Below are 21,560 nucleotides of genomic sequence, written 5' to 3'. Positions count from 1 at the left end.
TGTGTCTCGTTTTCTCTCAGCGGTGGTTCGAGCCCTGCGGGACGGGAACGCGGTGCAGGATCGCGCGGACCACGTCGGTGGCGGAACGGCGAGCCGCGTGCGCCTCCGTGGTGAGCACCATGCGATGCGCCAGCACCGGGACCGCGACCGTGTGCAGATCGTCCGGGACGACGAACTCGCGGCCGGACAGCGCGGCCTGCGCGCGGGAGGCGCGGACCAGCTGCAGGGTCGCCCGCGGCGAGGCGCCGAGGCGGATCTCCGGCACCTGACGGGTGGCCGACACCAGTTCGACGGCGTACTTGCGGATCTCCGGCGACATGTGCACCGCCCGCACCGTCTCGATCAGCCGCTGCACCGACTCACGGTCGGACACGGGCTCGAGGTCGGCGAGCGGGTTGTGCCCGGCGTGCTCGTCGACCATGGCCAGCTCGGCCTGCTGGTCGGGGTAGCCGATGGACACCCGCGCGGTGAACCGGTCCCGCTGGGCCTCGGGCAGCGCGTAGGTGCCCTCCATCTCGATGGGGTTCTGGGTGGCGATCACCATGAACGGCTCTTCGAGGTGGTACGTCGAGGTGTCGACGGTGACCTGGTGCTCTTCCATGCATTCGAGCAGCGCCGACTGCGTCTTCGGCGAGGCGCGGTTGATCTCGTCGCCGACCACGATGTTCGCGAACACCGGACCGGGCCGGAACTCGAACCCGCCGCTCTGCCGGTTATAGATGGACACCCCGGTGACGTCGCTGGGCAACAGGTCGGGGGTGAACTGGATCCGGCTGACGGTGCAGTCGATCGAGCGGGCCAGCGCCTTCGCCAGCGAGGTCTTGCCGACCCCGGGGACGTCCTCGACGAGGAGGTGGCCTTCGGCGAGCAGGGTCACGAGCGCGATGCGGATGACGTCGGGTTTGCCGACCAGTACCCGCTCCACGTTGGCGGCGATCCGCCGCGCGGTCTCGTGCAGTTCGTCGAGCGAAGCTCTGCTCGCACGGCCGTTCTGCCGGCCGCTGACCGAGCCGGCGGCCGTGGGGTACGGCGCTTGCCCGGTTGCCTGCTCACCCTGCTGTTCGCCGGGCGTCGCAGACTGGATTCTCGACGTCACTCGACCTCCTGATGCCGCGTGGCTGGATGTCCGCTGGGTCTGCTGAAGGCCAGCTTTTCAACGCCCGGGCGATGCCCCGGGCAGCGGTCAGCCTCCCACGAAGTGTGTCAAACTCGGGCGAACTCTTGGGGGGAACCCCGCCAACCCCAGTCGATGACTCTGTGCAACCGGAGACTTTACCTCGATCGGGTGAGGTGAGCGCGTTTTCGGGTGCTCCCGCTGACGCCGGGTTTTGTCGTATGCTCCGGTGCGAGGTCGCTCGACTACGGAGAGGCGTAATCGCATATGAGCGAGGTGAGCACCGCCAAGCCCAGGTTCGATCTGAGCGGATTCGCGGTCGCGCCGGAGCTGGCAGCCGACGCCCACGCGAAGATCTCCGCCCTGCAAGACGTGGTCGGCCAGATGGTCCGTGAGGCGAAGGTCCTCGGCCGCACGGTTCCCCTCGGCGGGGGATACGCGGACGAGGTCGGCAAGTTCATGGCGCAGTACGGGATCGGCGCCGAAGGCTCCGCGGTCGAGGCGCTGACGGCGTTCGGCAAGGAACTCGAGGCGCTCAAGAACCGGATCGAGAAGGCGCTGGCCCGGTACACCCGACAGGATGAACAAGCGGCGGCGGACGTGGACTGTGTCGGCGGCTGAACCCATGAGCTCCCGCCTTCCGCTTCTCGCCCTCTGCGGCGCGCTCGCCGTCATGACAGTGTCCGCCTGCGGGCAAGGGGCCGCAGGCCAGGCGAAGATTCCGGTCGCCGATGGCCCGGCCCCGACTCCTTCGTCTTCGGCGCCCTCGCCGGATCGCGGGGTGGACCCGTGCGCGCTGCTCGGCCCGCAGGACCGGTCGACGGCCGGGATCAACGTGCTCGGTGTCGCGAAGGAGATCAACGGTGCCCGCGCCTGCGACTGGACGGTGCCCGCGACCTTCGGCGTCACCATCACCGTGGACGAACGCAACGGCCTGACGGACCTCGAAGTCGCGCGCAAGACCGCCACGAAGACCAAGGTCGGCGGCCGGGACGCGCTCAAGGTCGCCGACAAGAAGGCCTCCGACGGGACCTGCGCGGTCCTGCTCGGCATGGGGGAGAAGGCGAGCGTCCAGATCGACGTGAGCAACACGAACTTCACCGACACCCCGCTCGCCTGCGAGCGCGCGGTGAAGGTGGCGGGATTGGCCGAACCCAAACTGCCTTAGGAGAAGGTGTCGTGTCTGAAGGAGAGACGCCGGGACGTGAGGTCCCGGTCGCGGCCACGCGGTACGAGGCCTACAGCCACGAGGCGCTGGCCGCCGAAGTCGAAGCGGGCAACGATCCCGAGGCGGCGGGCGGCATCGGCGCCGCCTGGGACGCGCTCGCCGGGCGCATGAACGAAGCGACGTCGGAGCTCGCCGGACTGGTCGGCAGCAGCGAAGAGAACTGGCGCGGGGAAGCGGGCGACGCGCTCCGCGGCGTGCTGGCCAAGGCGTCCGGCTGGCTGGCCTGGTCCGCGGACCTCTCGTCCGCGCTCGGGAAGGCCGTCGCCGGACAGGCCGAGGCGGCCGCGCGGGCCCGCGCCGACATGCCGCCGCCGGTGGACTACGACCCGGGCGCGATGATCCGCGGCGCCGCCGCCCGCGGGAACCTCGCGCTCCTCGCCGCGCTCGCCGACGAGATGGAGGCCAAGCACGCGGAAGCCGAAGAGGCCCGGCGCAAGGCCGTCGACGTCATGAACACCCGCGATGCCTCACTGCGTTCGCTGACCCCGCAGGTCTCCTTCGGGAAGCCGCCCGAGCTGGGGCGGTCTTGATCCGCGTTTCCGCGTCGGCGTTCGACGTCCTCTGGTCCGACCTGGGACACGCGGCCCCGCCGTGGCCGCTGTCCGTCCGCAGCGTCGGCGCCACGGACGCGGAGCGCGCCGAGATCCGCGACGCGGTCTACGAAAACCTCACCGAACGAGGCCTTTATGACGGGGGCCGGCTCGACGCCGCCCTGGAAGCGAGGCTGGACCTGCTCGCCCGCGCCGAGGTCTACGTCGAATGCGAGGCTCTGGCCGACATGACCGCCGAAGCCCCGTTCCGCGCGGTCGCGGCCGCGCGCGGACGGCACGGCGTACTGGCCACCCAGCCGGAACAGACCATCGCGCTTTCCGGGATCGGCGACGGCGAGGTGTTCGCCGCGATCGTCGACGTCCTGCCCGAACTGCGGCCCGGGCCCGGTTACGGGATCAGCCTGCCCGCCGCGCGCTTCAGCGGTGACCTGGAGGATCCGGTGTTCGGCGAAGGCGGACGCTCGTCGGCCTCGGACGGTCAGCTGCGCGAGGTGCTCGCGATCCAGGCCAGGCCGGTCTACAGCGCGGGCCAGTTCACCGTGCGGACCCGGGACCGCGACGGCCGCGCGCACCGGGCCGGCGGGCTGACCTGGTTCGACACCGACGTCGGCGCGTACTGCGCGGCGCGGACCGAAGGCCGGGGCGGGCAGGCTTGGGTCACTGTGTCCCCTGTGGACGGTCCGCGGCTGGCCACGCGGCTCGCTTCGCTGCTGGACCCGGGCCGCTGACCTGGAGCCCGGTCGCCACGGGGCTCGCGAGGTTTCGGTGCGCCCAATGTGGCATCGGAGTCACTGAACGTCCCCAATGCCACATCGGGCGCACCGCGGACCCGGGTGGACAGGTCGTCGCCGAGGGTCCTTTGTCGACATGTCATCGGATGAACCGACGTGATCACCCTCCACAGTGTCCCCACCGCCCTCCACCGGATTCCCCACTTTCGCCCCCATTTCGCCCCACAGCAGGGTTCCGGCTGCCGATATCCGGACGCATCAGGCATGAATGAGGTTGCTTCGATACCCGCCCAGGGGGATCTTGGCCACCGTCCCCCACCAAGCCCCCACCTGGCCCCACCTGGCTGACCAGCGAAAACGTCTGACACGACGGAGTGGTCGCGGCTTTTGACGCGTTGACTGTGGTGAAAAGTGGGGTACGGTGGTGCGCAGTGGGGCAGAAGGGAGCCCCGTGGCCGAGCTTGGTTGTTCGCAGCCGGGATCGGTAGGGAGGTGGAGCCGGTGTTCCTCGGCACCCACACCCCGAAACTGGACGACAAAGGGCGGCTCACGCTGCCCGCGAAGTTCCGCGACGCGCTCGCCGGTGGGCTGATGGTCACCAAGGGACAGGATCACTGTCTCTTCGTCTTTCCCCGGGCCGAGTTCGAGCAGATGGCGAGGAAGGTCGCCGACGCCCCGTTCACGAACGAGGCGGTCCGGGCCTACCAGCGTTATCTCTTCGCCGGGACGGACGAACAACGCCCGGACGGGCAAGGACGTATCGCGATCGCGTCCGAGCTCCGACGCTATGCCGGGCTGAACAAGGAGTGCGTGGTGATCGGGGCGATCACCAGGCTGGAGATCTGGGACGCCCAAGCGTGGCAGGGCTACCTGGACGAACACGAGGACAGCTACGCGAAGGCTCGAGAGGAAGTTCTGCCGGGCGTCTTCTAGACGTGACCGAGGAAGCACCCACGCCGTCGGGGGGCGCGGGTTCATGCTTCGGGCACGCCGGGAACCGTCCACACGGATGCCGTGAGGCCTCTGTCCGCTCAGTGGCCCTGGTACACCTTCCCCGGTACCAGGTCAGCAGGCGGGCGGACAGGGACCTGACGGCATCCGGCATCTTCCCCGGCACTACAGGAAAGGGGGGAAGACATGGCAGACGAACACGAGCACGTTCCGGTGCTTCTCGACCGTATCGTGGAGCTGTTCGCGCCGGTCTTCTCCGACCGCGAGGCCGTGCTGGTCGACGCGACCGTCGGACTCGGCGGTCACTCAGACGCGCTGCTCACCGCGTTCCCCGGACTGCGCCTCGTCGCGCTGGACCGTGACCCCAACGCGCTGGAACTCTCCGCGAAACGGCTTGCGCCGCACGGTGATCGTGTCGACCTGGTGCACGCCGTCTACGACGAGATGCCGTCCGCGCTGCACGGGCTCGGACTGTCCAGAGTGGACGGAATCCTGTTCGACCTCGGCGTCTCCTCGATGCAGCTGGACCGCGCCGAGCGTGGTTTCGCCTACTCCAAGGATTCCCCGCTCGACATGCGGATGGACCCGACCACCGGGATCACCGCGGCCGACGTGCTCAACACCTACGCCCCCGGCGAGCTGATCCGGATCCTGCGCGACTACGGCGAGGAACGCTTCGCCAAGCGGATCGTCAAAGCCGTTGTGACGGAACGAGAGAAGGAACCCTTCACGAGCAGCGGGCGGCTGGTGGAACTGCTGTACGACGCGGTCCCCGCGGCGAGCAGGCGCACCGGCGGGCATCCGGCGAAGCGCACGTTCCAGGCGTTGCGGATCGAGGTCAACGGTGAACTGGAGGTGCTGCGGCGGGCGATGCCGCGAGCACTGTCCTGCCTCGCCGTCGGCGGCCGGATCGTCGTGGAGTCCTATCAGTCCCTCGAGGACAGGCTGGTCAAGCAGGCCTTCGCGGAACTGGCGAAATCCCGGACGCCGGAAGGGCTTCCGGTGGAACTGCCGGGCCACGGCCCGGAACTGAAACTGCTCACCAGAGGGGCCGAGAAGGCCGGCGAGGCGGAGACCGAACAGAACACACGGGCCGCCTCCGTGCGGCTGCGAGCCGCCGAACGGATCGGAGACCGAGCACGATGACCGCTCCCGCGAAGTCCCGCGGCCGCCGGACACCGGCGCCCGGACGGCGTGCCCGCGCGACCAGCACGGTCGACGAGACGACGGACGCCACCGAGACCACGACCTCCACTCGCGCTTCCCGCGGCCGCACGTCGGCCGCCGAACGCGCCTACGCCCGCCGCGCCCAGCGCGCAGATCTGCTGCAGCGGGACCAGCAACGCAACCGTCCCGACGCCGAAAGCGGCGCGGGCAAGGAAGAGCCGAAGAAGCTCAAGCTGCGCTGGCCGCGTTCGCGCGCGTCGTTCGTGCTGATGATGATGGGCATGCTGGCCGTCGGCGTGGCGTGCACGCTGTGGCTGACCACGCAGGCCATCGCCGACTCGTACCGGCTCGAACAACTCCGCACGACCAACGCCGGGCTCGCCGAGGCGAAAGAACGGTTGCAGCGCGAGGTCGCGAAGGCCGAGTCGCCCGCATCGCTGGCACCCAAGGCCAGGGAACTGGGCATGGTGCCCGGCGGCGACCCCGCGCATATCGTGGTCGGCACGGATGGACAGTCCACTGTGGTCGGTGAGCCGAAGAAGGCCGAAGCCGACGCGCCCGCCACCACATCCGACTCGACGTCGCCTCCGCCCGCCGAGGGCACCCAGCAGGGCACTCCGTACGAGGGCGACCAGCCCGCGGTACCGCAGGAGAACGCGGCGGCCCCGGCGCAGGGAGGTCAGTGATGCCGCCCGGCCGTCCGGCGCAGGCCAGGGCACGGTCGGCGGGCAGCGCGCGGCGGACCTACGCCGCCGGGACGCGCCGTGCCACCGCACGGCGGGGCAACGGCGGGAACCCGAGCCGGTTCACCGGCGTCCGGATCCTGTTGATCGTCGTGATGGTGCTCGCCGGCCTCAAACTGGTGCAGGTGCAGTGGTTCGAGGCGGGCGCGCTGTCCGAGGCGGCGGAACGGCAGCGGACGTCGGTGATCGAAAGTCCCGCGCAGCGCGGGTCCATCCTGGACCGCAACGGGACGAAGATCGCCTTCAGCGTCGAGGTGCGGACGCTCGCGGTGAGCCTGAACTGGCTCCACAAGACGATGAACGACTTCGCCGCGAAGAACCCGACCAAGGGCAAGAACTTCGAGACCGAGGTGGCGGGCGCGGCGAAGCTCATCGCGGCCAAGCTGCCCGGGGTGATCACCGAGAAAGAACTGCTGGACAAGTTCCACAAGCCCGACGGGTTCACGTACCTGGTCCACGACATCGAACCGTCGGTCGCCGAGGCGATCGTCAAGGAATACCCGTGGATCAGCGTCGAGAAGCGCTCGAAGCGGGAGTACCCCGGTGACTCGGTGGGCGCGAACATCGTCGGCTACGCGAACTGGCGCACCGACGACCAGGACGTCTCCAAGCACAACCTGCACGGTGGCTACGGTCTCGAGGCCTCGCGCGACAACGACCTCGCCGGAACGCCGGGCCGCAAGATCGTCAACACCCGGAACGGCAACGACAACCTTGTCATCCCCGGCACCGAACGGGACATCCAGAACGCCGTCCCCGGTTCGGACCTGCAGCTCACGATCGACACCGACCTCCAGTACGAACTGCAGCGGCAGCTGAGCGAGTACGTCGCCAAGTCGAAGGCCAAGGGCGGCCAGGCGGTCATCCTGGACTCCAAGACCGGCGAGGTCTACGCGCTGGCCAACGACAAGACCGTCAACCTCAACGATCCGGCTTCGCGCAGTGAGACGGAGAACCTGAACAACCGCGCGGTGACCACGCCGTTCGAACCCGGTTCGGTGAACAAGATCGTCACCGCCGCGGGTGCGATCGACGCGGGCATCACCACGCCGGAGTCGGCGCAGGCGGTGCCGGGTTCACTGCAGGTCGCGGACAAGGTCGTCAAGGACGCCTGGCATCACGGCACGCAGCAGTTCACCACCACCGGCATCTTCGCGAAGTCGTCGAACGTCGGAACCCTGTTGCTGGCTCAGAAGCTCGGCGAGGACCGGTACGCGGACCTGCTCAAGAAGTTCGGCCTAGGCCAGCGTACGGGGCTCGGCCTCCCCGGCGAGAGCCCTGGCGTCGTCCCGCCGCGCAACCAGTGGTCGGCGACGACCTTCGGAAACCTGCCGATCGGACAGGGACTTTCGATGACGGTCGTGCAGATGGCCGGGATGTACCAGGCCATCGCGAACGACGGGCTCCGCGTGGAACCCCGCGTGGTCAAGGCGAAGGTCAACCCGGACGGGACACTCGTTCCCGAACCGGCGCCGAAGACCGTCCAGGTCATCAGCCCCCAGGCCGCGAAGACCGTGCGCGAGATGATGCGCGCCGTCACGCAGAAGGGCCGCGGGCAGCAGAGCGGCACCGGGCCGAAGGCGGCGCTGGAGGGTTATCAGATCTCGGGCAAGACGGGCACCGGCCAGCAGGTCGACCCGCAGACGAAGACGTACAGCAACCACTTGTACAACATCACCTTCGCCGGGATCCTGCCCGCCGACAACCCGCGGTTCGTGGTCGGCATCCGGCTCGACGCCCCCGACGCCACCCTGCAGCAAGGACTCTCGGCCGCGCCGCTGTTCCACTCCGTGGCCGCGTACCTGGCGCAGCGGTTCCAGATCCCGCTTTCGGACGGCCCGTCGCCTCAGGTCCCGCTGGTGCTCTCCTGACGTGACACGCGTTTCAGGTTCTGACCCGAAACGCCGCTGACGACCAGCGCGAATACGAAGTCGTGAGGTCAGGCCGGTCTAGGAGTCGATGACACCGAATCCTCCCCGCTGGTCCTGTCTTGAAGATGTCGTGTGGCGATTCGGGTTCGAGTCGGTTCCGCGCGACGTCCCGCCGCGAGTCGTCCGGATGGACACGCGTGTCGTCCATCCAGTCACCGGTGTCGTCCGTCTAAGCACACGTGCCGCCCGACGGGTAGGGACCTAAGAGGAAGCTCGCCAGAACCCGAATCGCCACTCACGGCCACCCCGGCCCACCCCGCTCCGGCACCCTGGACGCCCTGAAGTACGTGAAGGACCCCTTCCTTGCGCTAGACGCAGTGAAGGGGTCCTTCATGTACTCGGGAAGGTGTGAAGGGCGCGTTTCTCCGGCTGAGCCGAGGGAGGGGGGCCTTACACGGCGCACCGGCCCAGCACCGTGACTTGTCGCTGTCTGTGAACGGGCTTCCGCGCCGGGCACCGTGCGGAAAGGCGGGGAACGTCGAGACCGCTGTCCTCAAGCGACAGTCGGAAGCCCTTGCGTGCCAAGGAGAGCTCACGAAACCCATTACCACGGGCGTGATCGTCGCGTGCACACACCGCACCGCTTCAGTCACCCGAATGCCGCGCCGGTAACCTCCTTGGCTGTGTCGGTGCCTACTTCAGATCCCCGCAGCGGTCCCGCCGTCGAAAGCGGGTCCGGCGCGACGGCTGCCCAGGTCCCGGACAGCCCGGTCAAGGCCGTCGCCGCACCCCCTCGTCCGGCCAGGATCGAGCCGATGCCGCTGGGCACGCTGCTCGCCAGGGCGGGCGCCCGGCTCGTGGTGGGCGGTGACGACTATCCGTCAGCGGCCGAACTGACGGTCACGGGCAGCACGCTGCGCGCGCAGCACGTCCTCCCCGGTGACCTTTTCGCCGCGCTTCCCGGCGCCCGCGCCCACGGCGCGGACTTCAGCGACCAGGCCATCGCCGCCGGCGCGGCCGCCGTGCTCACCGACGAGGCCGGTGCCGAACGCCCGGTGCTCCGCGACGCCGGCGTGCCGATCCTGGTGCATCCGGACCCGCGTGCCGCCCTCGGCGAGATCGCCGCCTGGATCTACGGCGAACCGTCGCTGGAGCTTTCCGTCCTCGGGATCACCGGGACGTCGGGCAAGACCACGACGTCGTACCTGGTCGACGCCGGGCTCAAGGCGGCGGGCCTGACCACCGGGCTGATCGGCACGGTCGAGACCCGGATCGCGGGCGAGCGGCTGGCCAGCGGGTTCACCACCCCCGAGGCGCCGGATCTGCAGGCCCTCCTCGCGGTGATGGTGGAGCGCGGGGTCACGCACGTCCCGATGGAGGTCTCCAGCCACGCGCTGTCGCTGGGCCGGGTCAACGGCACGCGCTTCGCGGTCGGGGCCTTCACCAACCTGTCCCAGGACCACCTGGACTTCCACAAGGACATGGAGGAGTACTTCGCCGCCAAGTCGCTGCTGTTCGACGGCCGTTCCACCGCCGAGGTGGTCGTCGTCGACAGCGCATGGGGCCACGCACTCCTCACCCCGCACACGGTGACCGTGTCCACCGAGCCGGGAACGGACGCGCTGTGGCGCGCCACCGACCTCACACCCACCCCGGCGGGGGAGCAGACCTTCACCCTCCACGGCCCCGACGGGCTCGCCGCGTCGGCGATGATCCCGCTGCCGGGTGCGTTCAACGTGGCGAACGCCGTGCTCGCCGCCGCGATCCTCAACACCGCCGGTGTCCCGCTCGAAGCGATCGTCGCCGGGCTCGCCTCGGTCGAGGTACCGGGCCGGATGGAGCGGGTGTACCTCGGCCAGCCGTTCACCGCCGTCGTCGACTACGCGCACAAGCCCGCCGCGGTGGCGCAGGGGCTCGACGCGCTGCGCGCCCGCACCGAGGGCCGGATCATCACCGTCCTCGGCTGCGGCGGGGACCGTGACACCGCGAAGCGCCCGATGATGGGCGAGGCGGCGGTCCGGCGCAGCGAAGTGCTGATCGTGACCGACGACAACCCGCGTTCGGAGGATCCGGCCGCGATCCGGGCGGCGATGCTGGCCGGTGCCCGCAACGCCGGGCCCGCCTTGGGCGGCGAGATCGTCGAGATCGCCGACCGCCGCGAAGCCATCGTGCGCGCGGTCGAGCTCGCCCAGCCCGGTGACATCGTGCTCATCGCGGGCAAGGGCCACGAGACCGGCCAGGAGGTCCAGGGTGTCGTGCACCCGTTCTCCGACCGCGAAGAGCTGGCCTCCGCCATCCGCAGACGTCTGGAGACAGAGTGATCGTGCTCAGCCTGGCCGAGATCGCCGCCATCGTCGGCGGCAGGCTGCATCGGACCGACGGGACCGCCGAGGTCACCGGAAGCGTCGAATTCGACACCCGCGAGATCACGCCCGGCGGTCTGTTCGTCGCGCTGCCCGGGGCGAAGGTCGACGGCCATGACTTCGCCGCGCGGGCCGTCGAATCCGGCGCTGTCGCGGTGCTGGCGGCCCGTGAGGTCGACGCCCCGGCCGTGATCGTGCCGCCGCCCGCCGCCGGTGCCACGCACGAGCGCGCGTTCGCGCTGGTCTCGGACAAGGACGGAGCGGGCGCCGCGGTGCTGGCCGCGCTCGCCAAGCTCGCCAGGCACGTGGTCCAGAAGCTTTCCGGCGACCACCTGACCGTCGTCGGGGTCACCGGCTCGTCGGGGAAGACCTCGACCAAGGACATCATCGCCCAGCTGCTGGAGCCGCTCGGCCCGACGGTGGCGCCGCCGGGATCGTTCAACAACGAGCTGGGCCACCCCTGGACGGCGCTGCGGGCCGACGCCTCGACCCGGCAGCTGGTGCTGGAGCTGTCCGCCCGCGGGCCCGGCCACATCGCCGAACTGGCGGCCATCGCGCCGCCGCGGATCGGCGTCGTGCTCAACGTCGGCACCGCGCACGTCGGTGAGTTCGGCTCGCGAGAGGGCATCGCCAAGGGCAAGGGCGAGCTCGTGGAGGCGCTGCCGAGCGCGGAGGACGGCGGCGTCGCGGTCCTGAACCTCGACGACCCGTACGTCGCGGCGATGGCGAGCCGCACGACCGCGCGGGTGGTTTTCGTCGGCGAGAGCGCGTCCGCGCAGGTCCGCGCCGCCGACATCACCCTCGACGGGGAAGCGCGCGCGTCGTTCCGCCTGATCACCCCGGACGGCGAAGCGCCGGTGAAACTGCCGCTCTACGGCGAGCACCACGTCGGCAACGCGCTCAGCGCGGCCGCCGTGGCCTTGGAAATGGGCTCGACGGTCGAGGAGGTCGCGGCCCGTCTGTCGAGCCTCGAGCGGCGCTCGGACCGCCGCATGGAGGTCACCACCCGGGCCGACGGCGTCACGGTGCTCAACGACTCGTTCAACGCCAGCCCCGAGTCGATGCGGGCCGCCCTCAAGGCGCTCGCGTCGATGAGCGCGGACCGCCGTTCCTGGGCCGTGCTCGGCGTGATGGGCGACCTCGGCGAGGACTCGGTCGCGGCGCACGACGGCATCGGCAGGCTCGTCGTCCGGCTCAACATCGACAAGCTCGTGGTCATCGGCCAGGCCGCCGCGGCCACGCATCAGGGTGCCCAGCAGGAGGGCTCCTGGGGCGAGGAGTCGGTACTGGTACCCGACGTCGAGGCCGCCATCGCCCTGCTGCATGATCAGCTCCGCGCGGGGGACGTGGTGCTGGTGAAGGCTTCCAAGGCCGCCGCGCTGTGGCGGGTGGCCGATGCCGTGCTCGCCTCCCCCGGAACGATCGTCGAAACCCCTGTAGTACCCCCTTCCCCCTCTCAAGAACGCTCGAACGGTGGTGACGCGTGATCAGCATCCTGATCGCGGCCGCGGCGGGCCTGCTGGTCTCCATCCTCCTCACTCCTTATCTGATCCGGGTGTTCTCCCGGCAGGGCTTCGGCCAGGAGATCCGGGAGGAAGGGCCGCAGGGACACAAATCCAAACGCGGTACCCCGACGATGGGTGGTGTCGCGATCATCATCGCGATGGTCGTCGGGTATTTCGTGGCGCATCTGATCAGCTCGCTCAGCGGGGGCAACGGCACCGGCGGCCCGTCCGCCTCGGGGCTGCTGGTCCTCTTCCTGGCGGTGGGCCTCGGGCTCGTCGGGTTCCTCGACGACTTCATCAAGATCCGCAAGCAGCGCAACCTCGGGCTGAACAAGACCGCGAAACTGGTCGGCCAGCTGGTGGTCACGATCGTCTTCGCGGTTCTGGCGCTGCGGTTCCCCAACGGCGAAGGCCTGACGCCCGCCTCGGAGAGCCTGTCCTACGTGCGGGACCTCGCGCTGATCACCTTCCCGTCGGTGTTCTTCGTGATCTTCTGCTACATCGTCATCTCGGGCTGGTCGAACGCGGTGAACTTCACCGACGGTCTCGACGGCCTCGCCGGCGGCACCGCGGCGATGGTGCTGGCGACCTACGTCGTCATCGCCTTCTGGCAGACCCGCCTCTCGTGCGCGGTCACCCCGCAGGCCGCCTGCTACGACGTCCGTGACCCGCTGGACCTGGCCGTGGTGGCCGCCGCGGCGACCGGCGCCTGCGTCGGGTTCCTCTGGTGGAACGCGGCCCCGGCGAAGATCTTCATGGGCGACACCGGTTCGCTGGCCCTCGGTGGTCTCGTCGCCGGTCTGTCGATGACCACCCGCACCGAACTGCTCGCCATCGTCATCGGCGGTCTGTTCATGGTCGAGATGATCTCGGTGGTCGCGCAGATCGCGGTGTTCCGCACGACCAGGCGGCGGCTGTTCCGGATGGCCCCGTTCCATCACCACTTCGAACTCGCGGGCTGGGCGGAGACCACGGTCATCATCCGGTTCTGGCTGCTTTCGGCCGTCTGCTGCATGTTCGGTCTCGGCCTGTTCTACAGCGAACAGCTCGGCCTCGGGGGTTAGCAAGTGGAGCTCGCCGGGCGTCACGTCCTCGTCGCCGGAGCCGGGGTCACCGGCAAGTCCATCGTCCCCGTGCTGACGGACCTGGGCGCACGGATCACCGTCACCGACGGCAACGCCGAACGGCTGGCGGAGCTGGAAGGGCTCGGCGCGGAACTCGTGCCCGGCCTGACGGAGCCGCCCGAAGGTGTCGAGCTGGTCGTGACCAGCCCCGGCTGGAAGCCGTCTTCGCCGTTGCTGGTGGCGGCGGCCGAGGCGGGTGTCGAGGTGATCGGCGACGTCGAACTGGCGTGGCGTGTCGGGCAGCTGCGCGACAAGCCGCCGGTGTGGCTCGCGATCACCGGCACCAACGGCAAGACCACCACGGTCGGGATGCTGGAGTCGATCCTGCGTTCCGCCGGGGTCGACGCCGTTGCCTGCGGAAACGTCGGTTTCGCGGTGCTCGACGCGGTGCGGGCCGGGCACGAGGTGCTCGCCGTGGAGCTGTCGAGCTTCCAGCTGCACTGGTCGTCCACGCTGGCCCCGCTCGCGTCGGTGGTGCTGAACCTGGCCGAGGACCACCTCGACTGGCACGGCTCGATGGAGGAGTACGCGGCCGCGAAGGGGCGGGTCCACACCCACTCCCGCAACGTGGTGCACAACCTCCACGAAGAGTGGTCGGTCCGGCTCGCCGACGAGCACGCGCCCGCGGACGCCCGCCGGGTCGCCTTCGGCATGGACACCCCGCGTCCCGGCGAACTCGGGATCGTGGAAGACCTGCTGGTCGACCGTGCCTTCGTCGCCGACCCGGCGACCAGTGCCGACGAACTCGGCACGCTGGCCGACGTCCGTCCCGCCGGTCCGCACAACGTCTCCAACGCCCTCGCCGCGGCCGCGCTGGCCCGCGCGTACGGCGTCACCGGCGAAGACGTCGCCAAGGGCCTCCGTGAGTACCGGCCCGCCCCGCATCGCGCCGAGGAGATCGGCGAGATCGACGGCGTCCGGTACATCAACGACTCCAAGGCGACCAACCCGCACGCGGCGAGCGGTTCGCTCCGCGCGCATCTGGACGTCGTCTGGATCGCCGGCGGCCAGCTCAAAGGCGCTTCCGTGGACGAGCTCGTCGGCTCGATCGCCGGGCGGCTGCGGGGAGTCGTCCTGTTCGGCGTGGATTCACCCGTGATCGCCGCCGCTGTTGCGCGACACGCGCCGGATGTCCCGGTCAAGAGCCTCCCTTCGGGTGACGATGACACCATGACTGCGGCGGTGAAGGCGGCCCGCGCCCTGGCGCGCCCTGGAGATGTGGTGCTGCTGGCCCCCGCCGCGGCGTCGTTGGACATGTACCGCTCCTACGGCGAGCGCGGCGACGCGTTCGCGCGGGCGGTCCGTGTCCTGCGCGACGGTGCGGGGGAGACCAGTGACGGCGGTTGAGGAGAGAAAGCGCGAGTCCCCTGCGCGCAAGCGCCGTGAACGCAAGGAAAGCCCGTTCGTCGCCTTCCGCACCGCGCTGACGGCGTGGCTTTCGCGGCCACTCGCGTCGTTCCACCTCGTGCTGGCGCTCACCGGCGTGCTGACCGTGATCGGCATCGTGATGGTGCTGTCCGCCTCGTCGGTCGCCTCGTACAACCCCAAGACCGGCACCGGCGTGTACGCCCAGTTCAGCAAGCACCTCATGTTCGTCGGGATCGGCGCGGTGGTGTTCTGGGTCGGGCTGCGGGTGCCGCTGGAACGCGTCCGGCGGCTTTCGGCGACGGCGACCGTGGTCTGCCTCGGGCTGCTTGTACTGGTGCTGACCCCGCTCGGCTCCGAGGTCAACGGCTCGCAGGGCTGGTTCCGGCTCGGGGGGTTCGCCTTCCAGCCGGTCGAGGCGGCGAAGGTCGCGCTGGCCTTTTGGGGCGCGCACATCCTGGTGATCAAGTACAACATCATCAACCAGTGGCGGCATCTGCTCGTCCCGGTCGTGCCGATCGCGCTGCTGATGTTCGCGCTGGTGATGATGCAGCCCGACCTCGGCGGCACGATCACCCTCGCCGTCGTGCTGATGGCCCTGCTGTGGTTCGCGGGCGCGCCGAAACGGCTGTTCGGCGTCATCCTCGCGGGTGGTCTCGCCGGGGTACTTGTGCTCGCCATCATCGCGCCGTACCGGCTCGCGCGGGTCATGTCGTTCGTCTCCGGCGACCCGGACACCAGCGCCGACGGCTTCCAGGCCAACCAGGCGAAACTCGCGCTCGCCGACGGCGGATTCCTCGGCAAGGGCCTCGGCCAGGGTCAGTCCAACTGGGGCTACCTGCCGAACGTGCAGAACGACTTCATCTTCGCCCTGATCGGTGAGGAACTCGGCTTCGTCGGCTGCGTGGTGGTGCTCGGGCTGTTCGCCGGGGTCGCCGTCGTGGGCCTGCGGATCGCCACCCGCAACCTCGACCCGTGGATCCGCATCGTGTCCGGCACGCTGACCGTCTTCCTGGTCGCGCAGGCGGGTATCAACATCGGTTACGTCGTCGGCCTGCTGCCGGTCACCGGGGTGACGCTGCCGTTGATCTCCTACGGCGGGACGTCGCTGGTGATCACCATGCTCATCATGGGGATCCTCGCCAACGCCGCCCGGCACGAACCGGAGGCGGTGGCCGCACTGCGCTCGCAGGGGCCAGGTAAATTCGGACGCCTGCTGAGGCTTCCCGCGCCCGAGCCGTACCGCCCGCCCGCCAAACGCAAGGGCGCCGCGGCCAGGGGAGGCGCCGCCAAGGCGGCGAGGCCCGCGCCGAGGACGGCGAGGCCTTCACCCGCACAGGAACGGCGCCGTTCGGTGCGGGAACCCGGCAGGAGGACGGCCGCGCGAACGGCGGCGAACCGCGGTACCGCGAAACGGGGTACCGCAAATCGGAGAGGTCATAGGTGAACAACCCCGTCAGAGCCGACGCAGCAGCCGAGGTCGCCGGCAAGGCGCCGGTGGTCGTGGTCGCCGGTGGCGGCACCGCAGGGCATATCGAACCGGCGCTCGCCCTCGCGGACGCGGTGATGCGCCTGCGTCCCGACGCGAAGGTGATCGCGCTGGGAACCGAGCGCGGGCTGGAGAACAAGCTCGTCCCGGCGCGCGGCTACCAGCTGGAGCTGATCCCGCCGGTGCCGATGCCACGCAAGCCGACGCCCGAACTGCTGAAGATGCCGCTGAAGGTCCGCGACGCGGTCAAGCGCACCCGCGAGGTCCTCGATCGGGTCGGCGCGGACGTCGTCGTCGGCTTCGGCGGGTACGTCGCGCTTCCGGCATACCTCGCCGCGCGCGGCCGCACGCCGATCGTGGTGCACGAGGCCAACGAGAAGCCGGGCCTGGCGAACAAGGTCGGCGCGCGGTTCGCCGTCCGCGTCGCGGTCGCCGTCCCGGGGACGCCGCTGGCGAAGGCCGAGGTCGTCGGCATCCCGCTGCGCCGCTCCATCACGTCACTCGACAGGGCCGCGCTGCGCGCCGAAGCCCGTGAGCACTTCGGGCTCGACCCCGACGCCCCGACGCTGCTGGTCTTCGGCGGTTCGCAGGGCGCGGTGTCGATCAACGCCGCCGTTTCCGGCGCCGCCAAGGAGTTCGCGGACGCCGGCGTCGGCGTCCTGCACGCCCACGGGCCGAAGAACACGCTGGTCGTCCAGGAGTTCCCCGGAAGGCCCGCGTACGTCCCGGTGCCGTACCTGGAACGGATGGACCTGGCCTACGCCGCCGCCGACGCGGTCCTGTGCCGCTCGGGCGCGATGACCGTCGCCGAGGTCTCGGCCGTCGGCCTGCCCGCGGTGTTCGTCCCGCTGCCGTACGGCAACGGCGAGCAGGCGGTCAACGCCCGGCCCGCGGTCGACGCGGGAGCGGGCCTGATGGTCGCCGACGCCGACCTCACCCCCGCCAAGGTCGCGGAGCTGGTGATCCCGCTGGTGTCCGACGCCGACAGGGTCGCGAAGATGAGTGCGGCCGCGGTCGGCCTCGGCCACCGGGAGGCCGACGAGACCCTTGCCAAGATCGTGCTGGAGGCCGCAGGTGCCTGAACAACTTCCCGACACGCTCACGCGTGCCCATCTGATCGGGATCGGCGGCGCCGGGATGAGCGGCATCGCCCGTATCCTGCTGGCCCGCGGGGCCCAGGTCTCCGGATCCGACGCCAAGGAGTCGCGCGCGTTCCTTTCGCTGCGTGCCCAAGGCGCCGAGATCGCCGTCGGCCAGCGCGCCGAGAACCTCGACGCGTTCCCCGAAGGCCCGTCCTCGGTCATCGTGTCGACCGCGATCAAGGAGTCCAATCCGGAACTGGCGGCCGCGCGGGAACGCGGGATCACCGTGCTGCACCGCGCCGAGGCGCTGGCCGGGCTGATGGAGGGGCACCGCGTCGCCTGCATCGCCGGGACGCACGGCAAGACGTCGACGACGTCGATGCTGACCGTCGCCTTGCAGCAGTGCCGACTCGACCCGTCGTTCGCGATCGGCGGCGACCTCAACGAGTCGGGCGCCAACGCGCACCACGGTGAAGGCGGCGTCTTCGTCGCCGAGGCCGACGAGAGCGACGGGTCGTTCCTGGCCTACTCGCCGTCGGTCGCCGTGGTGACCAACGTCGAGCCGGACCACCTGGACCACCACGGCACGGCCGAGGCGTACGTCTCGGTGTTCACCGACTTCCTCGGCCGGATCGTGCCGGGCGGGCTGCTCATCGTCTGCGGTGACGACGAAGGTGCCGAGAAGCTGGGCGAGCGGGCCTCGGCGCAGGGCATCCGCGTCCGTCGCTACGGGCGTTCGGTCACCGGCGCCGACGACGCCAAGGTGCTGGACTACGCGCCGGCCCCCGACGGCGGCGTCGTCCGGATCTCCTTGCGGGGCGAGGAAATCGTCCTGCGGGTCGCGGTGCCGGGCGAGCACATGGCGCTGAACGCGATCGCCGCGCTGCTGGCCGGGATCGAACTCGGCGCGCCGATCGAAGGACTCGCCGAAGGGCTCGCCGCGTTCGGTGGCGTCCGGCGGAGGTTCGAGTTCAAGGGCCGCTCCGGCGACGTCCGCGTGTACGACGACTACGCGCACCACCCGACCGAGGTCGACGCGCAGCTGCGCGCGGTGCGGACGGCCGCGGGTCCGGGCCGGGTCATCGTGGTCTTCCAACCGCATCTGTACTCGCGCACGAAGACGTTCTCGAAGGAATTCGCGGCCGCGCTGTCCCTGGCCGACGAGGTCGTCGTGCTGGACGTCTTCGGGGCGCGTGAGAAGCCGGAGCCCGGCGTGAGCGGCGCGCTCATCGCCGACCAGATCTCCGGTGTCCCCGTGCACTACCAGCCCGCGTTCGACGTCGCCGCGAAACTCGCGGCGGATCTGGTCAACCCCGGCGACCTGCTGGTGACCATGGGCGCCGGCGACGTCACGCAGCTCGGCCCGGAGATCCTGGCCGAACTGGACCGGCGGGCAGGCTAGCCATGACATCGGCCGGCGGTCAGCCATGACACAGACCGGGGAACGCCGCCGCCCGGCCGAACCCGGTCGGCGTCCGCGCACCGAACGCGCTCGACGCGTCAAGGCCCGGCGCGGCAAGCGGTCCGTGTACGACCGCCGCCGCACCACGCGACCGGCCAGGCACAAGGAGATGCGGCGGCGCTGGGTCGCGCTGCTTTCGGTGCTGACCGTCGTCGCCCTCGTGTACCTGCTGTGGTTCAGCTCGATGCTGGGCGTGCGGCAGGTCGACGTCGTCGGGGCGAGTTCCGTGCCCGCGGAACAGATCCGCGCCGCGGCGGCGGTGCCGGACCAGAAACCGATGCTGCGCCTGGACACCGACGACATCCGCGACCGGGTGGCGCAGATGCCCGGCATCGCCACCGTCGACGTCTCCCGGTCGTGGCCGGGCACGATCGAGATCACCGTGACCGAACGCGCCGCGATCGCCTTCTTCGACAGCGGACCCGGCGGTGACGGCATCCACCTCGTCGACGGCGGGGGAGTGGTGTTCAAGACGGTCAAGGAGCGGCCGGCCGGGCTGCCCGAACTCAAGCTGCCTTCGGTTTCGGCCGACGACCCGGTGACCCGCGCGGTCACCGGCGTCCTCGGCGTGATCCCGCAGCAGCTGCTCAAGCAGGTCACCACCGCGACGGCGAAGACCCCCGGCAGCGTCGAGTTCGCGCTGGCCGACGGGAAGACCGTGCGGTGGGGGACCTCGGCCGACACCGAACGCAAGGCGAAGGTCCTGGCCGCCCTGCTCACCCGCGAGGGCAAGGTCTACGACGTCTCGGCACCCGATCTACCCACCGTCTCCTGACGCAATTCGTCACCTACTTGCGGTGGTTGGGAGGGCGAACTACCGCAAGTAGGTGACGAATTGCGGCCTCTGAGCACGACCGGGCCGATTGTGGATGCCCCCAATGTGGCATTGGAGACGCTCAGCGTCCCCAATGCCACATTGGGGGCACGTGCCGGACCCCAAGTTCTCCCGCAGGTGCCCTCGTCCCGCAATTCGTCATCTAGTTGCGCTGGTTGGCAGGGCGAACTACCGCAAGTAGGTGACGAATTGCGGGAGGGTCAGCGGGTGACGAGGGCTTCGATGCCGTCCAGCAGGCGTTCCAGGCCGAACGCGAAGGTCTCGTCGGCGGCTTCGCAGGTGTCCGCGTCGTAACCGCCGCTTTCCCAGATCCGCGTCATCGCCGGATGCCGTTCCACGTCGAAGTACTTCTCCCAGAACACCGACCGCTGCCCCCACCAGGCGTCGGTCGACTGCCCGGTCTCCTGTTCGACCTGCGCGGTCTCGGCGAAAAGTGTCGCGTTCGCCTGCACGTAGATCTCGATGCTGTTCGCGGCCGCGGCCGCCTTGCGGGGCGCCAGCCCGATGTCCGACACCGCCGCGATCAGGTACTCCTGACCCGCCATCAGCCCGGGGCCGAGCACCGGCCGCACCATCGACGTCGAGCGCAGCCATGGATGCGCCCGGAACACGGCCAGGGTGCGGTCGGCGTAGAGCCGCACCTGCTCGCGCCAGCCGTCCGGCCGGGGGGCGCCGGGGCCGGGGAGGTCTCGTTCGGCGAGTACCGAGTCCACCATGAGGTCGAGCAGTTCGGTCTTGCCGGGGACGTAGGTGTAGAGCGTCATCGTGCCCGCGCCGAGTTCCTTCGCGATCTGGCTCATCGAGACGGTCGCCTCGCCCGCGCCGTCGGCGAGCGCGACGGCGGTGGCGATCACCTGGTCGAGGGTCAGTTTCGGCTTCCGCCCCCTGGTCGGCTGCCGGGCTTCGCCGCGGTCACGCCACAACAGTTCGAGGCTGCGCTCGAAGTCCATCCACACTCCACTCGGCCGTGAAGCTGGATTCTACATTCTCGTATGAGGTACGGTTAAACTGATCTCGTAGGGCGTACGAAAAGGAGTGGGGAATCGTGACGATCCTGGTGACCGGTGCGACCGGAAGCGTCGGCAGGCTGCTCGTCGACGAGCTGGTGAGCGCCGGAGCGCCGGTGCGGGCGCTGACCGTCAACCCGGCGAAGGCGGCGCTGCCGGAGCAGGTGGAGGTCGCCAAGGGGTACCTGGGCAAGCCGGAGACACTGCCGGAGGCGCTCAAGGGCATCGAGACCGTGTACTTGGCGCCGCTGGCGGCCAAGGTGGACGACTTCGTGAAGCTGGCGAAGGAGGCCGGAGTGCGCCGGGTGGTGGCCCTGTCGGGCAGCAACGCCGACGACCCGGAGGAGAACTCGAGCGGCGCGGATTACGCGATCATCGAGAAGGCGGTCCGGGAGGCGGACTTCGACTGGACCTTCCTGCGGCCGGGCGCGTTCATGAACAACACCCTCGGCTGGGCCGAGACGATCAAGGCCGAGCGCGTGGTCCGCGAGGCCTACCCCGAATCCCGGATGACGCCGATCGACCTCGCGGACATCGCCGCCGTGGCGGCGCACGTCATCCTCACCGAGGGGCACGTCGGCAAGAAGCACACGCTGAGCGGCCCGGAGTCGATCAGCCAGCGCGAACAGGTCGCCGCCATCTCGGCCGCGCTCGGCGAAGAGGTGGTCTTCCAGGAGCTCACCCGGGAAGAGGCGAACAAGCAGTGGGCCGCCGCCGGCGTCCCGGCGGAGATCGCCGAGTGGCTGCTCGACGGCTTCGCGTATTTCACCGAAAACCCCGACAAGCCGACGGGCGTCGTCCAGGAACTCACCGGACGGCCCGGCGTCACCTACGCGGAGTGGGCGTTGGCGAACGTCGAAGCGTTCCGCTGAACCCGGAACTCGCGTGATTGAAGGCGTAACTCGCGTGATTGGAGCCGTAACTCATGAGTTCCGCCTTCAATCACACGAGTTACGGCTAGGAACACGCGAG

Annotated in this window: 19 protein-coding genes; 17 read left to right on the top strand and 2 right to left on the bottom strand. The window is 70.0% G+C overall.

Translation table 11 applies throughout. The features are described 5' to 3' along the window. Positions 1-16: 16 nt before the first annotated feature. Positions 17-1,096 carry a MoxR family ATPase gene (locus ACIHAO_RS26355; protein ID WP_199748935.1) on the bottom strand — a complete coding sequence of 360 codons (1,080 nt, stop codon included), beginning with the start codon at positions 1,094-1,096 and terminating at the stop codon, positions 17-19. A gap of 285 nt (positions 1,097-1,381) precedes the next feature. On the opposite strand from ACIHAO_RS26355, the gene ACIHAO_RS26350 reads away from it, so the two are divergent. The 16 genes from ACIHAO_RS26350 (at position 1,382) to ACIHAO_RS26275 (ending at position 19,521) form a co-directional block, all read left to right on the top strand. Next, positions 1,382-1,735, top strand: a complete 354-nt coding sequence (locus ACIHAO_RS26350; RefSeq protein ID WP_125785312.1) for a hypothetical protein — start codon at positions 1,382-1,384, stop codon at positions 1,733-1,735. A 4-nt stretch (positions 1,736-1,739) separates the two neighbouring features. Next, positions 1,740-2,282, top strand: a complete 543-nt coding sequence (locus ACIHAO_RS26345; protein ID WP_396562086.1) for a DUF3558 domain-containing protein — start codon at positions 1,740-1,742, stop codon at positions 2,280-2,282. A gap of 11 nt (positions 2,283-2,293) precedes the next feature. Continuing rightward, positions 2,294-2,872: a PE-PGRS family protein gene (locus ACIHAO_RS26340; RefSeq protein ID WP_396562084.1), complete on the top strand. Its 579-nt coding sequence runs from the start codon at positions 2,294-2,296 to the stop codon at positions 2,870-2,872. Then, a complete protein-coding gene (locus ACIHAO_RS26335) occupies positions 2,869-3,621 on the top strand; it encodes an ESX secretion-associated protein EspG (protein ID WP_396562082.1) in 753 nt (250 codons plus the stop codon). The genes ACIHAO_RS26340 and ACIHAO_RS26335 overlap by 4 nt, the downstream gene beginning before the upstream one ends. A gap of 504 nt (positions 3,622-4,125) precedes the next feature. Further along, positions 4,126-4,557, top strand: coding sequence for a division/cell wall cluster transcriptional repressor MraZ (gene mraZ / locus ACIHAO_RS26330; RefSeq protein ID WP_005156436.1), 432 nt, complete (start codon positions 4,126-4,128; stop codon positions 4,555-4,557). 204 nt (positions 4,558-4,761) lie between these two features. Continuing rightward, on the top strand, positions 4,762-5,721 hold the full coding sequence (gene rsmH / locus ACIHAO_RS26325) for a 16S rRNA (cytosine(1402)-N(4))-methyltransferase RsmH (protein WP_396562079.1): 960 nt from the start codon (positions 4,762-4,764) through the stop codon (positions 5,719-5,721). Continuing rightward, positions 5,718-6,428, top strand: a complete 711-nt coding sequence (locus ACIHAO_RS26320) for a hypothetical protein (RefSeq protein WP_396562077.1) — start codon at positions 5,718-5,720, stop codon at positions 6,426-6,428. The genes rsmH and ACIHAO_RS26320 overlap by 4 nt, the downstream gene beginning before the upstream one ends. Beyond that, positions 6,428-8,356 carry a peptidoglycan D,D-transpeptidase FtsI family protein gene (locus tag ACIHAO_RS26315; protein WP_396562075.1) on the top strand — a complete coding sequence of 643 codons (1,929 nt, stop codon included), beginning with the start codon at positions 6,428-6,430 and terminating at the stop codon, positions 8,354-8,356. The genes ACIHAO_RS26320 and ACIHAO_RS26315 overlap by 1 nt, the downstream gene beginning before the upstream one ends. 815 nt (positions 8,357-9,171) lie before the next feature. After that, positions 9,172-10,677 carry a UDP-N-acetylmuramoyl-L-alanyl-D-glutamate--2,6-diaminopimelate ligase gene (locus tag ACIHAO_RS26310; protein ID WP_396562135.1) on the top strand — a complete coding sequence of 502 codons (1,506 nt, stop codon included), beginning with the start codon at positions 9,172-9,174 and terminating at the stop codon, positions 10,675-10,677. Then, positions 10,674-12,206, top strand: a complete 1,533-nt coding sequence (gene murF / locus ACIHAO_RS26305; protein ID WP_396562073.1) for a UDP-N-acetylmuramoyl-tripeptide--D-alanyl-D-alanine ligase — start codon at positions 10,674-10,676, stop codon at positions 12,204-12,206. The genes ACIHAO_RS26310 and murF overlap by 4 nt, the downstream gene beginning before the upstream one ends. After that, the gene (gene mraY / locus ACIHAO_RS26300) at positions 12,203-13,288 is read left to right on the top strand and encodes a phospho-N-acetylmuramoyl-pentapeptide-transferase (RefSeq protein ID WP_125793411.1); all 1,086 of its coding nucleotides are present in this window, start codon (positions 12,203-12,205) and stop codon (positions 13,286-13,288) included. The genes murF and mraY overlap by 4 nt, the downstream gene beginning before the upstream one ends. A 3-nt stretch (positions 13,289-13,291) precedes the next feature. Then, on the top strand, positions 13,292-14,695 hold the full coding sequence (murD, locus tag ACIHAO_RS26295) for a UDP-N-acetylmuramoyl-L-alanine--D-glutamate ligase (protein WP_396562070.1): 1,404 nt from the start codon (positions 13,292-13,294) through the stop codon (positions 14,693-14,695). Then, positions 14,682-16,160, top strand: a complete 1,479-nt coding sequence (gene ftsW, locus ACIHAO_RS26290; RefSeq protein ID WP_396562068.1) for a putative lipid II flippase FtsW — start codon at positions 14,682-14,684, stop codon at positions 16,158-16,160. The genes murD and ftsW overlap by 14 nt, the downstream gene beginning before the upstream one ends. Then, positions 16,157-17,284 carry an undecaprenyldiphospho-muramoylpentapeptide beta-N-acetylglucosaminyltransferase gene (gene murG / locus ACIHAO_RS26285; RefSeq protein WP_396562066.1) on the top strand — a complete coding sequence of 376 codons (1,128 nt, stop codon included), beginning with the start codon at positions 16,157-16,159 and terminating at the stop codon, positions 17,282-17,284. The genes ftsW and murG overlap by 4 nt, the downstream gene beginning before the upstream one ends. Further along, positions 17,277-18,686 (top strand): UDP-N-acetylmuramate--L-alanine ligase, encoded by a 1,410-nt coding sequence (murC, locus tag ACIHAO_RS26280; RefSeq protein ID WP_396562064.1) that lies wholly within the window; start codon positions 17,277-17,279, stop codon positions 18,684-18,686. Before murG ends, murC begins: the two co-directional genes overlap by 8 nt. Positions 18,687-18,711: 25 nt before the next feature. Further along, complete coding sequence (locus tag ACIHAO_RS26275) at positions 18,712-19,521, top strand: cell division protein FtsQ/DivIB (RefSeq protein WP_396562062.1); 810 nt, start codon at positions 18,712-18,714, stop codon at positions 19,519-19,521. 260 nt (positions 19,522-19,781) lie between these two features. Here ACIHAO_RS26275 and ACIHAO_RS26270 read toward each other — a convergent pair whose 3' ends face one another. Beyond that, complete coding sequence (locus ACIHAO_RS26270; protein WP_125793417.1) at positions 19,782-20,531, bottom strand: TetR/AcrR family transcriptional regulator; 750 nt, start codon at positions 20,529-20,531, stop codon at positions 19,782-19,784. 95 nt (positions 20,532-20,626) lie between these two features. On the opposite strand from ACIHAO_RS26270, the gene ACIHAO_RS26265 reads away from it, so the two are divergent. Then, the gene (locus tag ACIHAO_RS26265; RefSeq protein ID WP_396562059.1) at positions 20,627-21,460 is read left to right on the top strand and encodes an NAD(P)H-binding protein; all 834 of its coding nucleotides are present in this window, start codon (positions 20,627-20,629) and stop codon (positions 21,458-21,460) included. Positions 21,461-21,560 lie beyond the last annotated feature (100 nt).

This window comes from Amycolatopsis sp. NPDC052450 (assembly GCF_044547565.1).
Classification (GTDB): Bacteria; Actinomycetota; Actinomycetes; order Mycobacteriales; family Pseudonocardiaceae; genus Amycolatopsis.
This window is presented reverse-complemented; position numbering and strand designations above follow the sequence as displayed.

Bases quoted from the DNA above. Each gene is read 5' to 3' on its own strand.
- ACIHAO_RS26315 (WP_396562075.1), top strand. From the start codon at position 6,428: ATGCCGCCCGGCCGTCCGGCGCAGGCCAGGGCACGGTCGGCGGGCAGC.
- ACIHAO_RS26350 (WP_125785312.1), top strand. From the start codon at position 1,382: ATGAGCGAGGTGAGCACCGCCAAGCCCAGGTTCGATCTGAGCGGATTC.
- ACIHAO_RS26320 (WP_396562077.1), top strand. From the start codon at position 5,718: ATGACCGCTCCCGCGAAGTCCCGCGGCCGCCGGACACCGGCGCCCGGA.
- ACIHAO_RS26345 (WP_396562086.1), top strand. From the start codon at position 1,740: ATGAGCTCCCGCCTTCCGCTTCTCGCCCTCTGCGGCGCGCTCGCCGTC.
- ACIHAO_RS26275 (WP_396562062.1), top strand. From the start codon at position 18,712: ATGACACAGACCGGGGAACGCCGCCGCCCGGCCGAACCCGGTCGGCGT.
- rsmH (WP_396562079.1), top strand. From the start codon at position 4,762: ATGGCAGACGAACACGAGCACGTTCCGGTGCTTCTCGACCGTATCGTG.
- ACIHAO_RS26310 (WP_396562135.1), top strand. From the start codon at position 9,172: ATGCCGCTGGGCACGCTGCTCGCCAGGGCGGGCGCCCGGCTCGTGGTG.
- ACIHAO_RS26270 (WP_125793417.1), bottom strand. From the start codon at position 20,531: ATGGACTTCGAGCGCAGCCTCGAACTGTTGTGGCGTGACCGCGGCGAA.